Genomic DNA, 13284 nt, shown 5'->3' on the forward strand with positions numbered 1-13284 from the left:
ACCTTGCCTGTCCTCTCACCCCTTTCAGTTTCGAAACTGGTTTCGACATTGTCACTCATCGTCACCTCGCAAATGCAAGGATCACCATCTACCAGATCGCCAAATCATGAAAATGTGGGGGATTTTTACCGCTTACGGTGTGACAATCGTGGCTTCGCATCTTTCGGCGGGACGGCAGGTTATGTCTAGAGCTGCCGTTCGCACGCCCACGATGAACAGCAAGCTTTGGTCGAGAACTGCCGGTCCAAGCGCCTCAATCTCATACGTGGACACAAGAGACACCCCCAGACGGTAGACATCGCGGAGTTGGTTTGAACCGCGCCGAGTTTGCCGGAGGCATAATGTTGTGAGTCATCCGCGGGGTCGGCTCCTTCTATTATCTCGCTTACGGCCTCAATCATATGGACGTGGCGGACCCGGAGCGATTATGGGCCATTGTGGGTCTCGTCGCGCTGGTTTCCATTCTTGTGCACGGCCTGACCGTTACACCCGCCATGCGATGGCTCGACCATTGGAAGGGTCGCGATCCGGACGCGATCGGGCAGAGCCAATGACAGGCGCCATGCTTGATTGCGAGGCCCGATCCTGGCCGTTGCCGCTTGGTGCGGGGAACGAGTGTCGCAAATCGTGCGTTGGCGATCATTGATAGAGAGGGAGAGCAGCATGACCCGCCTTACCCCCATGTTTCTGATCGCTGGTTTGACCTTAGCTGCCTGCAACCAAGCCACAGAGCGGCGGGCGGAAAATAAGGCAGAGTCAGCCGCAGCCACTGCCGAAGCTGTTGGAGACCGGATCGAAAATGCTGCCGACAATGCGGTTGGGGCCATGAAGCCGACGCCTAGCGCGCAGGATTTCGTGAACCGGGCGGCCAAAAGCGATGCTTTCGAGATCGCGGCGGCGAAATTGGCCGCGGCTCAAGCGGCATCGCCCGAAGTGAAGGCGTTCGCCGAGCAGATGGTCAAGGCTCACACGGACTCTACGGCCAAGGTCAAGGCAGCGGCGGGCAGGGCCAACCCTGCAATCCGGCCCGACCCCGCGCTCACCGCCGACCAGAGGGAGGATCTGGCGCAGCTGCGGAAGCTGACCGGCGCCAAGTTCGATGAGGAATATGTCGATGGCCAGGTGGATGCGCATGAGGACGCTCTGGCCCTGATGCGGTCCTACGCCTCCGGCGGCACGGACGCGGCGCTAAAGACCGTCGCCAGCCAGATCGCGCCGGTCGTCGAAGGGCATCTCAAGATGGCGCGCGAGCTGGAAGCGAAGACTGACCGTTGACTCCATCTTGTTCACGAACAGCCGTCCAGCCAATTGATGAACCTGCTCGATCCCGACTTGGCCCTGCCGATCCTTGGTGCGATTATGGCCGGCGGCGTCATCGGCGCGGAACGGGAATATCGCGCGAGCCCGGCGGGGTTCCGCACGCATATCCTCGTAAGCCTCTCTTGCGGCTTGCTGATGTTGGCGGCTGTACACCAGGTCCGCTGGCTGACCGACACGCCCGACGAAATTATCAGGATCGATCCCGTCCGCATGGCGCATGGCGTACTGACAGGCATCGGGTTTCTGTGTGGCGGAGTGATCTTCCGCGAAGGGTTCAATGTCCGGGGGCTGACGACGGCGGCATCTTTATGGATGACCTCCTCGCTCGGCATCTTGTTCGGTGTCGGTTTCTACAGCCTGGCGATCAGCGGAACGATCGTAAGCTTGGCGGTGCTCGCCGCTGTGGCCGCATCCGAACGGCTGTTGCCCCAGCGCCGCTACGCACGGGTCGTGGTGCGCTATAAGCGGTCGGCCGCTGTGGCGCCTTCGGCCTTTCGCGCGCGTCTGCACGAGGCGGGATTGAGGTCTTCGACCATCAGCCAGCGACTGGACGAGGAAAGGATGGAATTCACCTCCACGGTCAGCGAGACGCGAGAAGAGGCGGTGGAGGAATTTAGTGCTGCCATGCTGCTGGATCCTGATGTGATTGGCTTTGACTATATTCCCCACGACAGCTGAGAGTCCGGCCGCCAGACATAAATGGAGTCGGACGGCATCGCGCCATTAGTCCCCTCATGCACTCGGGAAGCGGTCGATCCGCACCTGAAAGACGGAATTTCAGTGTCGAACGTCTTCAAAGGGTCGATTTCAACGTGTTGCTCGATGCTGTTGTTTGCCGCATATTCGGCGGTCGCCCTTGCGTTTGTCCTCGATATTCCATATTTTGTGGACAGAAAGGTGGCCTGATGTCCAAGCCTATGACTTTGAATGTGCGCGTCAGCGGCGCTCTCAGTGACTTCGTCTCCGCTAATATCGGAGACGCTGGCAACTATGAAAATGTGAGTGAATATGTCCGAGACTTGATTCGCCGCGATAAGGAACGGGTCGAGAGTGAGCGCTTGGCGCTCCTCCAGGCTGAGTTGGTCAGGGCATTTGCCGCGCCGGAGGGTGACTATCAGCCTCTTGATGCCGACGCGGTCATAGCCCGCAACGCTTGTAACTGAGTCTTATGATCGGATATCGCGTCCAGCAGGCCGCCGGTCGGCGGATTGACGATATTTACATTCATACGCGTGAAACATGGGGGGAGGATCAGGCCGATCAATATATACGCGGCCTTTTCGCACGGTTTGAAGATATTGCCGCGCGGCGCGTTGCCTGGCGGGAGGTGCCACGGGAGCTGGGCATTGAAGGGTTTTATTGCCGATATGAGCGCCATTATATCTACTGGTGTGTTTTGTTAGATGGTGCCGTTGGTATCGTGACTGTTCTGCATGAGCGCATGCATCAGATCGAGCGTTTTCGACAGGATTCTCCGCAATGAGGTGCTGAACCAGGATCGATTTACAGCGATCCGCCGAAGCTACATGGCTTCCTATCTCCTTCTAAAGTCGCCAATTTGGTAGCGATCTCGACTTGCACTGCTGCTGTATGACAGTAGAATGACAGAGCGCTGCATAAGGGCAGCGCCGAGGCGTGAGACCCTCGCTCGGGACGGATTTCTGACTCGCCGCCCATGCGGCCGGGTGATCGATGCGCATGTCCAAGCCATTCGTGGCCAAAGGCATCGATGCATGTTCTCGAGCATGGTTCTCAACTCCCGGCTTCTGCCGGCGCTGCCTCGCCAACAGCGTGGGAGTGTCAGGTGCAAGCGGTTGATGCGATCCAGTCGGGAGGCCCGTGCTCATGGGACCGGTCATGAGCGCCAAAGGCGCGGCACTTGCCGAAAGCGATCCGCTTCCACCCGATTTCGACAGGCTTTCTGAGGAGAATGACAGTCTGGCGCAGATTTATCGTCAAGAACGACCAGGTCTCCTGCGTTTCCTCTCACGCTGGGCTACAAAGGACCGAGCAGAGGATATCGTTCAACAGGTCTTCAGCCGGATGGCGGCGAAACCGCAGCATGAGCATGATGCCATCTCTGCGCCGGGCGCCTATCTGAGGCGAGCCGCATCGAACCTGCTTCGCGATGAGGCCAAATCGGCATGCCGTACAAGAACGGCAGACGACATTCTCATCGAGGATCTGGCATTGACGGGCAGTGATCCCGTGGCGGTGCTTGAGGCTCGCGACCGGCTTGCCCGCATCGAGCAGGCAGTTTTGCGTCTCAAGCCCATGACTCGAGAGATATTTTTGGCTTGCCGTCTTGATGGCTACAGCTATGCCGAAATCGCGGCCAGGACCGGGTTAAGCGTGAAAGGGGTGGAAAGACAGATGAGCAGGGCGATCAAGCAACTGGGCCGGCATTTGCGGGCGCATGACTGAAAACGGCGGCTCCTCCATTCCCAATTCGATCGGTGATGCGGCAGGCGAGTGGCTGAACCAGCTGCAAGGCGGTGCGGATTTAAGTTCCGATCCCCGGTTCCAAAAGTGGATCAATGCCGATCCCCGGCATCGCGCGGCGTTTGAAGAAGCCAAGAAGGACTGGCAGCTCAGTCAATTGCTCGGCGGCCGCGAGATTGGCCGGAATCGGAACCTTTCTCTGGCGCCTTTCTGGATGCGCCGAAACACCCATCTGGCGGCGGCGAGCCTGGGCGTTGCCGCGATCGTTGGAGTTGGGGCTTTCGGCCTGATGCGGGTCGGCGGTCCGCTTGAACTGACGGCGTCGGCCCAGGCGGCCGTGTATGAGACAGGGATTGGCGAAATCCGGACCGTTCGCCTTACCGATGGTTCGATCATAGTTCTCGATACCGGCAGCCGGATCGAAGTCCAGTTCACGTCCAGCGCACGGAAAGTGGAGATCGCGCGCGGCAGGGCGCATTTCGACGTGGCGCCCGATGCACAGCGCCCCTTTCGCGTTGTCGCGCCAACCGGCGAACTTGTCGCCGGCGGCACGCAGTTCGACGTCAGCCTGATCAGCACGCCCGCTTTGGTGACGGCCCTGAAAGGCATCGTCGAGCTTGGCTCTGCTTTCGCGCCGAATGAACCGAAGCAACTGCCAGCCGGTTCCAGCCTGGCCAAAGGTGAAGCTTCCGTCCGTCCGGCACCGACATCGGCAGGTCTGTGGGTGAAGGGAATGCTCGCGGCGGACGCAATTCGTCTTGAAGAGGCCGTCGCTTCCATGAACCGCTATAATCGGGTCCAAATCCGGCTGTCCGATCCGTCGCTGGCGCAGCTTCGGATCAGCGGAGCCTTTCGCTTTCGCGATCCGAAGGGGTTTGTGGAAACGGTGTCGAAGAGTTTGGGTCTTACGCACCAGCAATCCGGTGAGATCATCACTCTCTATAAGGCGCGTTGATCGCCAACTGGTCTGTTCAAATAAATCTGTAGGGTGATTCTTCTAGCGGTCGTCTCCCCATTGTCCCGCCCATTGGCGGTACGGGGGAGAAGGCCATATGCATCGACTATCGCTCTCAACGCTTTATCTTTCCGGCAGCATTGCCGCTGTCGCCATCGCCGCCACGGCCCCGGTCGTGTTGGCCCAGCCATCGGCTTTCATCGCCGTCGACCTGCCGGCGCAGCCGCTTGGTGCGTCCATCCGCGATCTCGCATTGCGCTCGGGCAGGACGGTGCTTGTCGATGCCGATCTGGTGGAAGGATTGCGGGCCAAGGCTCTGCGAGGAAGTTTCACGCTCGAAGATGCGCTCGACCGCCTGCTGGCCCATTCCGGGCTGACCTATGAACGGGTAGGGGACAGCGTCGCCATTCGAAAAATGCCCGGAGCGGAACGGGGATCGGGGGCCGATGCGGGCAGCGGCATCGTCGTCACCGGGAGCCGCATTCGCGGTGCACCGGTATCTTCGCCCGTCCTGATCCTCGACAATCAGAGCATCAGGGATAGTGGGCAGGCCGATCTGGGCGATGTGGCGCGATCCCTCCCGCAAAGCTTCGGCGGCGGGCAAAATCCGGGTGTCGGTTTCAACGTGCCGTCCAGCACCGGCGGCAATGTGGGCGGCGGATCCACCGTCAACCTGCGCGGTCTGGGTAGCGACGCGACACTGACGGTTCTCAATGGCCGCCGCGTGCCTTATGACTCGGCGCGGCAGGGCGTCGATATTTCCGCCATCCCGCTTTCGGCGGTCGACCGGATCGAGGTGGTGGCCGACGGCGCTTCCGCGATTTACGGGTCTGACGCCGTCGGCGGCGTCGTCAACCTGATCTTGCGGCGCGACTATGACGGCGTCGAAACCCGAGCGCGGATCGGAGGGTCGCCCGATGGCGGTAATTTCCAACAGCAATATAGCATCCTCGCGGGAAAACGCTGGACGGGCGGCGGCGGCTTTCTGACCTATGAATATGGCCGCAACAGCGCGCTATGGACCAACCAGCGGGAGAAGTTCGGACGCATCAGGCCGAACATCACGGTCCTGCCTGCCAGTAGGAGGCACGCGGTCGCGGGCAGCGTCCATCAGGATCTGACCGATACGCTCTCAGTCGAGATGGATGGACTCTATAATAGCCGGACCGGCACCTTCTCCTATCCGATGAGCGTTGCCGCCAATCTGGCGGTGAACCGTATCACCCAGAGCTACGACAGCTATACGCTGGCTCTCGCTGGCGCGGCTCGCCTGTCCCTTGGTCCCTGGCAACTCAGTTTCACCGGCACCTTCGGCAAAGGGCGGACCTATTTCCAGGGCGACACTTTCATCAATAACGCCTTCACCAGCCGCGCCTGGGGGCGCTACAACAACCAGACGGTCACCGGCGAAATTGCCGGCGACGGACCGCTTTTCCGACTGCCGGGCGGCGACGCGAAACTGGCGATTGGCGCCGGCATCCGGGCCAATGATTTCGAGATTTATCGCGGCGTCGGCAATATCACCAATGCCAAGCCGTCCCAGGACAATGTCTATGCCTTTGGCGAAGCCAGTTTCCCGCTGATCGGCCCGGCGCAGGATATTCCGCTCATCCGCAAATTGAGCCTGAGCGGTGCGGTGCGCTACGAACGTTATCGCGACATCGCCGAGGTGGTGACCCCGAAATTCGGGTTGATCTACGCACCAGCCGATTTCGTCGATATCAAGGCCAGCTGGGGCAAGTCCTTCAAGGCGCCCAGTTTCATCCAGCTCTATTCGATCGAGCAGGCGCTGCTCTATCCAGTCGCGACGCTGGGCGGCAGCGGTTATCCGGCCGGGACCACGGCGCTGCTGGTGAGCGGCGGTAACACTGGCCTCAAGCCCGAAAAGGCGCGCAGCTGGTCGGCCAGCATCGCCCTTCATCCGCCCACGCTGCCAGGCGCGATGCTAGAACTCAGCTATTTTCATACCCGCTATGTCGACCGGATCGTCAATCCGATACCGACCGCTGGCAGGGCGCTCAGCGATCCCATGTACCGGAACTGGATCCTCTATGCGCCGACGGCCGGACAGCTGGCCGATGCCATCGCGCGATCGGACCAGTTCATCAACGCGACCAGCGGCGCCTATGATCCGGCGAAGGTCGCGGCCATCGTCAACGCCACCAATGTCAATGCAGGCCGCCAGACCATCCAGGGCGTCGATGCGCAGGCGAGCTATCAAAGCGACTTTGGTACCGGCAAGCTCAATGTAGCGGTGAACGTCACCTATCTGGATAGCGAACAGCAGATTTCCGCCGCCAGCCCGATCACGCAGCTCGCCGGACAGCTATTCAATCCGCCCCATTGGCGCGGTCGAGGAACGGTAAGCTGGAGCGATGACGCTTTCAGCGTCGCCGCGACAGTCAGCCAGATCGGTGGCGTCGACGATGCGCGGACAGCCGCCGTGCGGCGGATCGACGGAACCACGACCGTCGATCTGAGCGCGCGCTATAAATGGCCGGACGGTGTGGGTTGGCTCAGCGGCACACAGATCGGCCTTTCGGTTCAGAACCTCCTCAACGATCTGCCATCGGTGGTGGCGACCTCGCTCTATGCCTATGCGCCCTATGACTCGACCAACTATTCGCCGGTCGGCCGTTTCATCGCTCTCGAATGGGTCAAGAAATGGTGAGGGCGCGCCGCATCAGAGATTTTGCCCTGCTGGGCGCGAGCCTGGCGCTCCTCGCTTTCTGCCGCGAGGCGTGGGCCGATTGCTCGGATCTGCTCGCGCAAGCGCCGCCGCATGGTGAAGCGCGGGCGATCACGGCCAGGGATCTGGTGGAATTGCGCGACATCGGGCGACCCGACGGCGCCCTGGTGGGAAACGCGCGCCCGCTGAGCCTCGCGCCGGACGGGAGGCGGATCGCCTTCATGATGATGCGCGCCGCTCCCGCGACCAACGGCTATTGCATCGGCCTCGCCACCCTGGATGCAAAGCCTGGTTCTACGCCGCGTCTTATCCATCAGGGTGGGGACATCATCCTGGGTGCCGGAGATTATCGCGGGGTGATCCTCTCGACCGGCTATCCGGTCCTCCTCGCGCCGGCCTGGTCGCCGGATGGGAAGTGGATAGCCTTTCTCCGGCGCGATCATGGTTCGACCCAATTATGGCTTGTCGCGCCGGACGGACAGGGCGCGCACTCCCTCACGCGATCGCCGGTCGACATCGAGCAATTTGCCTGGAATGCCGATGGTACGGCGCTCATCTATTCAAGCCGTCACGGACAGGTCGCGGAACGACGGACCGCGGCGCAGGAGGCGATGGCTGGCTTCCGCTATGATGACCGCTATGTGCCGATGATGGATGACAAGCCGATGCCTGTCGCCGCCATTCCGCTGTCGGTCACACGGTTGACCATGGCGGACGGGTCGGTGCAGCCGGGAAATGCGGCGGACCGCGCGCTGCTCCCGCCCGATCCGATCCATTATGAGGTCGAACCGGTCATCGCGAACGCCGATGACGGCCGCCGCGCCGTCGCCCAAAACAGCACGCCCAATCCTGTCAGCCCGATGCAGATCTCGGTAACGACCGCATCCGGCGGCACAATCGCGTGCAGCAACCCGGCCTGCCAGGGGCGGTTCACCGGCCTTTGGTGGATGCCGCACGGCGGACCCTTGCTGTTCCTGCGCCGCGAAGGCTGGAATTTCGGCACCATGACCCTTTATCGCTGGCAGCCGGGCACGGGCGAGCCGCAACGCGTCTTTGCGACGAACGATGTCATCAGCGGCTGCGTGGCTGCGGCGGCGCGATTGACCTGCCTGCGCGAGAGTGCGACCGTTCCGGCGCGTATCGTGCGGATCGATCCAGGTTCGGGCCGTTCGGAGTTGCTTTACGATCCCAATCCGGCTTTTGCGTCGATCCGCTTCGGGAAAGTCAAGCGGCTCGAATGGCGCAATGATCGCGGCCTTGAGGTGAAAGGCGATCTGGTGCTGCCGCCCGGCTATGGCGGAAGCAAGCGCCTGCCGCTGATCGTCACCACCTATAGAAGCAACGGCTTTCTGCGCGGGGCGACCGGCAATGAATATCCGATCCATCTGTTTGCCGAGCAGGGCTTTGCCGTGCTCGCGCTGGACCGGCCGCTGCCGGTTTTCGCCGCGAAGCAAGCAGAGGGCGATCCGGTCAAGTTGAGGGCCGTCAATGATCGCGATTGGGCCGAGCGCTGGAGCATGCAATCCTCGGTGATAGTCGGCGTGCAGCGCGTGATCGACATGGGCGTAGCCGATCCCAATCGGATCGGCATTACCGGGCTCAGCGACGGGTCCAGTACCGTCGGCTTCGCCCTCATCAACAGCAAGCGTTTCGCCGCGGCCGCCATGAGCACCTGCTGTCTTGAGCCATGGTCGGTCAACTCCACCATCGGTCCGGCATTCGCCGCCATGATGCGAAAGCAAGGCTATCCTCCCGCCACGTCCGATGATCGGGCTTATTGGAAGGTGGGCTCGATGATCCGCAACGCCGCTACGATCGACACGCCGCTGCTCATGCAACTGGCCGACCGTGAATATCTGACCGCGATCGATGTGTTCGCGGCGCTGCGCGAGCAAGGCCAGCCTGTCGACATGTATGTCTTCCCCGACGAATATCATAATAAATGGCAGCCTTTGCACCGGCTGGCCGTCTATGAACGCAATCTCGACTGGTTCCGCTTTTGGCTGCAGGACAAGGAAGATCCCGATCCGCGCAAGGCTGATCAATATAGTATCTGGCGAAAATTGCGCGAGCAGCGAAAATCCCGTGCGAAGCATTAAGACTGTCCCGCAATCCAGGCCTCGACGTCAACGAGCTGCATGATGCGGAGATAGTCCGTGCCCTGGACGATTCCCTCCGCGTCCAGGGCACGTTCGAGGCGTGGGACATCGATGAGTCCGGCGCGGCGAAGCGCCCCATCGAGAAGCATGGCGCGGATCAGCGGCCGGTTGGCTTCATAGATTTGCGCCACATAGCTGTCCGGCGTTCCCTTGACCCTGCGGTCCAATATTTCAGCCGGGAGCCGATCGCGAAATGCGTCACGCGCGATAATCCGGTTCTGCCCATCCCGATACCACCACCAGCTCGGAATCTTGAGGCAGGCTTCGACGACGGGCTGGGAGGCCAGGGGCGTCACATGGCGGACGGGACTGAGAAGGTCGCAACTCTCCGCCCAACCCTGGGCAGCGACGATCATAGCGATATGCGCGGCCGTCCCGGCTTCCGCGTCGCGTGGGGGCTCAAGCCAGGGATGGTTTGGCACAAGCGCGCTATCGCCCACTATGTCGGAGGAAAGAAAGGAGGTCTCGACTGGCCAGCGGAAAGCGGGGGAGCGCCTGAAGATGCGCGCTGCCGCACGGCGCAACACGGTGCCGACCCCGACCTCCGCCAGTTTCGCGATAGAGAGGGCCGTAGCGGCTGCTTCCGTCAGGCTCCCGCCGCGTCGTAGCGCATCCGCCACCGGCGCGACCGAACGCAGCGCGAAGAAGACATTATCCCCGCCACCGCCGTCCAGGGTCAGATCGGCGCCGGTCCGGCAAACCGCCTCTTGAAGCAGTTTCGTGGTTCCCTGCATGAAGGACCGGGCGATCGGATTGGGCTGGCCATGGGCGTCCGAGCGTGTGAGATCGACCATATCCACTTCCCACCGTGCCTCGATCTGGGGAATGCCCAGCCGAGACGCGACCATGCGGGCGAAGACCCGCTCGTCGCCGACGCCGCCCTGGCTGGAGAGATTGAGGCTATCATAAGGACAGCCATGGGTGCTGAGCGAGGCCGCCAACACGGAAGAATCAAGCCCGCCGGACAGAAGCACTATCGCCCACTGCGAACCCAGCGTGCTCCCGCGGGTCGCCGTCGATATGGCATTTCGGATGAGGCCTGCCGCCCTTTCGCGATTGTCGATCCAATGACGCCGCCCGGCCTGTGCCCAGGGGCTCCAGACCCTGCTGAGCCTGACCGCACCGGGCGAAACATAGAGGCAGGAGCCGCCCCGCAGTTCTTCTACGCCCTCAAGGCAGGTGCGATCGGCGGGAATGTCGCGCAAGGCGAGGCGCCGCGCTATATCGGTCCACGCGACACCCCGGCGGGTCCAACCCGCCATCGCCATCGCCTCCATGTCGGACGCGACGATCAGCCGGTCATGCTGACGGGCATAGAAGCAGGGGAGGCGACTGAATGGCGATCGCAATATGTGGAAACCGTGCCGGTCGGCATCTGGCATGATGGCAAGGAAATTCCCCCAATAATACCGGGATATTCGGCGCAATCTCGGCTCATCGACAGCTTGGGCGAAATCGGGCGGAAGATGGGCGGGATCGCTCTTGCCGGTGGCGAAGATCGACCCCAGGACAATGGCGTCGCCGCAGCGCATCAGGGGGATATTCGCGCTGGTGGCGAGAAAGAAGGGGCGATCCTGACGGACGGTCATGGCGGAGGCATCGGCCTCCCCGCCGCGTTTTTGCACAACGGACGGACCTTGCTCCGGGCTGAGCGGGATGATGGCGGCGAAGCTTTCCATCAGATGGTCCTGATCGGACAGAAGGGCCGGGTATTTTCAGGGTCGTCGCCAATGATCCTGCCGTCGATCTCGACCCAGCTATGCGCCTGGAAGGGATCGCATTTCACGCCCAGCACCAGATCCGGGCGGAAACCGGCGGTGAGCAGCCATGAGGCGAGCGACAGGGACGTCGCCAGGCACTGGTCGCGGGCCGAGGAGAGAAGCGCGGCGCGCTGATAGGCCAGCCCGATCCGGGCCAGCGCTTTGTGGGAAGGCGGTTTTGCGGCGGAAGCCGACTTTCGGCGCGCGATCGCCGCAAGGTTGGAGGCGAGCGGCTTTTTCCGCAGACGCCGGCGCCAGATCGCGCGGAGAAGCAGCGCGCGGCCAATGTCGATGGGCGATGCACGACCATTGCGCAACTCTATCCCGCGATTGGGTGGCCTGACCCGAGCGCAAGGCTGCGGACGTACAGCCGACTGCGACGGGGTGATGATCCCGGCGCGGATCAGCGCGACGCCTCCCTCGGCGTCGACCGCGCCATGATCGGCGAGCGCCGCAAAGGCCCGATCGAGTTCGGGGCTGAGCCCAAAATAGCGGTCCGCTTCGATATCGAGGAAGACGATCCGGCCGTCCGGCCGGCAGAAGCTCAATCCGTCTCGCAGGGCAAAGCCGCTCATCGGGCACCTTTCACGCTGGTCGGCGCGCGGCCATCGACCGCGCGCCCCTTGACGTCAATCGTCGGCAAGACCGGTAAAGGGTTCGCCGATCGCAAGATCTTCGCGCAGGCCGCCCATGCCCTTTGTTTCAATGCTGGCGGCGCCGAGATCGATCACATCTTCCTTGCGTTCCATGACAATGCTCCTCGTCTCCGCTGCGAATTGCAGCAATTTCGAGATTAGGAAGGAGAGGGCCGTATCTGAAATCTATACGGCTCCGATATCGCGAATATATTTCGTACCGATCCTATATCGTGGAACTGGCCTGGCCATGATCCAGACCATTTTTGTGGATGGAGGCGGAAGGTTTGAGATTGAATCGATGCCCGAGCATAAGGACGCGGCTCTTGGAATGGGGACTTCAAGACCGTGTCGTCTGTGTCGGTAGCCTGGCGCGCCTTGTCGAGAGGTCGCACGGGAGGGGAGCTGAATGGCAAGGAAATGGCGCGCAGCTCGATGCTGCGCGCCACATCTTCAGTCGTCGGACAGGCCGGCCGGCTGTTCGCCGATACCAACATCGCCGGTCGGTCCGCCCAAACCCTTGGTCTCGACGCTGACGGCGCCGAGTTCGATCACGCCATATTCGCGTTCCATGACAGTCACTCCTTGGCTTGCGCTGCAGAAAGGTGCAGCACCGGAAAGCCTAAGGGGAGGCCGCCATGATCCGAACTTTATACGGATCTGATATCGCGAATATTTCAACGCTCTGCTGGTTACGACCGCTTTGCGGAACGTCATTCGCCGCGATAAATGTCATGCAATAATCGGGCGGCCGCGCGCTGCCGGCGCAGATGATAGGCCGAGACAGCCCGGCGCAGCGAGCGGACGTCCCCCATGCCCGTCCAACGGATGAGGCTATCCAGTTCCGTTTCGAGGTCGTCCAGCGCATCCGGTTCGCCCAGCCTAGCCGGATGGAGCCGGCTGTTGATCCGGTCCATGGCGAGGGCATGCTCGCGGTTGCGCGACGTGGCTGCGATGCGCTGGAAGAGGTCTGCCGTGCGGTCGGCATGGGAGGCCATGTCGGGATCGACCTCGATTGCTGCAAGCAGAACGGCCCGGCTGCTTCGAAGCGCAAGCGCCAGGATGTCGCCGGACCAGCCATAGAGATCCTTGAGGCTTGGTTCGTCGATCAGCGGAACGAGAAAGCCGTTGCCGCTCCGGCTTTCCACCAGACCATCCCCCGCCAGATGGTTGAGCGCCTCGCGGATGGGCGTCGTGCTCGATGCGAGAGTTGAAGCGAGTTCGGCAGGCTCCAGCCGGGCGCCGGGGCGATAATGGCGTTCCATGATCAGGCGCTTGAGCCTCTGCTGGACCCGTTCGGATGTGGGACCGGCGCTCATCCTCT

Annotated in this window: 14 protein-coding genes; 9 read left to right on the top strand and 5 right to left on the bottom strand. The window is 61.9% G+C overall.

Annotated elements, in window-relative coordinates; translation table 11 throughout:
* Positions 1-401 precede the first annotated feature (401 nt).
* The 9 genes from BV95_RS23285 to BV95_RS19250 all read left to right on the top strand — a co-directional run bounded on the left by BV95_RS23285 (position 402) and on the right by BV95_RS19250 (position 9505).
* The gene (locus BV95_RS23285) at positions 402-554 is read left to right on the top strand and encodes a hypothetical protein (RefSeq protein WP_420806761.1); all 153 of its coding nucleotides are present in this window, start codon (positions 402-404) and stop codon (positions 552-554) included.
* A 109-nt stretch (positions 555-663) separates the two neighbouring features.
* On the top strand, positions 664-1275 hold the full coding sequence (locus BV95_RS19215) for a DUF4142 domain-containing protein (protein ID WP_037455939.1): 612 nt from the start codon (positions 664-666) through the stop codon (positions 1273-1275).
* A 36-nt stretch (positions 1276-1311) separates the two neighbouring features.
* The gene (locus tag BV95_RS19220; RefSeq protein ID WP_037455941.1) at positions 1312-1998 is read left to right on the top strand and encodes an MgtC/SapB family protein; all 687 of its coding nucleotides are present in this window, start codon (positions 1312-1314) and stop codon (positions 1996-1998) included.
* Between the two features lie 227 nt (positions 1999-2225).
* The gene (locus BV95_RS19225; RefSeq protein WP_037455942.1) at positions 2226-2483 is read left to right on the top strand and encodes a ribbon-helix-helix domain-containing protein; all 258 of its coding nucleotides are present in this window, start codon (positions 2226-2228) and stop codon (positions 2481-2483) included.
* Between the two features lie 5 nt (positions 2484-2488).
* Entirely contained in the window at positions 2489-2803 is a 315-nt protein-coding gene (locus BV95_RS19230) for a type II toxin-antitoxin system RelE/ParE family toxin (protein WP_037455945.1), read from the top strand.
* 374 nt (positions 2804-3177) lie between these two features.
* Positions 3178-3744, top strand: a complete 567-nt coding sequence (locus BV95_RS19235; RefSeq protein ID WP_234703249.1) for an RNA polymerase sigma factor — start codon at positions 3178-3180, stop codon at positions 3742-3744.
* Positions 3737-4717: a FecR family protein gene (locus BV95_RS19240; protein WP_037455950.1), complete on the top strand. Its 981-nt coding sequence runs from the start codon at positions 3737-3739 to the stop codon at positions 4715-4717. Before BV95_RS19235 ends, BV95_RS19240 begins: the two co-directional genes overlap by 8 nt.
* A gap of 97 nt (positions 4718-4814) precedes the next feature.
* Complete coding sequence (locus BV95_RS19245; RefSeq protein ID WP_037455953.1) at positions 4815-7388, top strand: TonB-dependent receptor; 2574 nt, start codon at positions 4815-4817, stop codon at positions 7386-7388.
* Positions 7382-9505 carry an Atxe2 family lasso peptide isopeptidase gene (locus BV95_RS19250; RefSeq protein WP_037455956.1) on the top strand — a complete coding sequence of 708 codons (2124 nt, stop codon included), beginning with the start codon at positions 7382-7384 and terminating at the stop codon, positions 9503-9505. The genes BV95_RS19245 and BV95_RS19250 overlap by 7 nt, the downstream gene beginning before the upstream one ends.
* Here BV95_RS19250 and BV95_RS19255 read toward each other — a convergent pair.
* The 5 genes from BV95_RS19255 to BV95_RS19265 all read right to left on the bottom strand — a co-directional run bounded on the left by BV95_RS19255 (position 9502) and on the right by BV95_RS19265 (position 13279).
* Positions 9502-11244, bottom strand: coding sequence for an asparagine synthase-related protein (locus tag BV95_RS19255; protein WP_037455959.1), 1743 nt, complete (start codon positions 11242-11244; stop codon positions 9502-9504). The two genes, BV95_RS19250 and BV95_RS19255, sit on opposite strands and share 4 nt — an antisense overlap.
* Positions 11244-11900: a lasso peptide biosynthesis B2 protein gene (locus BV95_RS22825; protein ID WP_051749893.1), complete on the bottom strand. Its 657-nt coding sequence runs from the start codon at positions 11898-11900 to the stop codon at positions 11244-11246. The genes BV95_RS19255 and BV95_RS22825 overlap by 1 nt, the downstream gene beginning before the upstream one ends.
* Before the next feature lie 54 nt (positions 11901-11954).
* A complete protein-coding gene (locus tag BV95_RS23895; protein ID WP_156028712.1) occupies positions 11955-12074 on the bottom strand; it encodes a benenodin family lasso peptide in 120 nt (39 codons plus the stop codon).
* A gap of 339 nt (positions 12075-12413) precedes the next feature.
* A complete protein-coding gene (locus BV95_RS23900) occupies positions 12414-12533 on the bottom strand; it encodes a benenodin family lasso peptide (protein ID WP_156028713.1) in 120 nt (39 codons plus the stop codon).
* Between the two features lie 140 nt (positions 12534-12673).
* Complete coding sequence (locus BV95_RS19265) at positions 12674-13279, bottom strand: GntR family transcriptional regulator (protein ID WP_037455962.1); 606 nt, start codon at positions 13277-13279, stop codon at positions 12674-12676.
* Positions 13280-13284: the final 5 nt, after the last annotated feature.

Origin of the sequence: Sphingobium chlorophenolicum, from assembly GCF_000722875.1 — a bacterium.
In the GTDB taxonomy this organism is placed as follows: domain Bacteria; phylum Pseudomonadota; class Alphaproteobacteria; order Sphingomonadales; family Sphingomonadaceae; genus Sphingobium; species Sphingobium chlorophenolicum.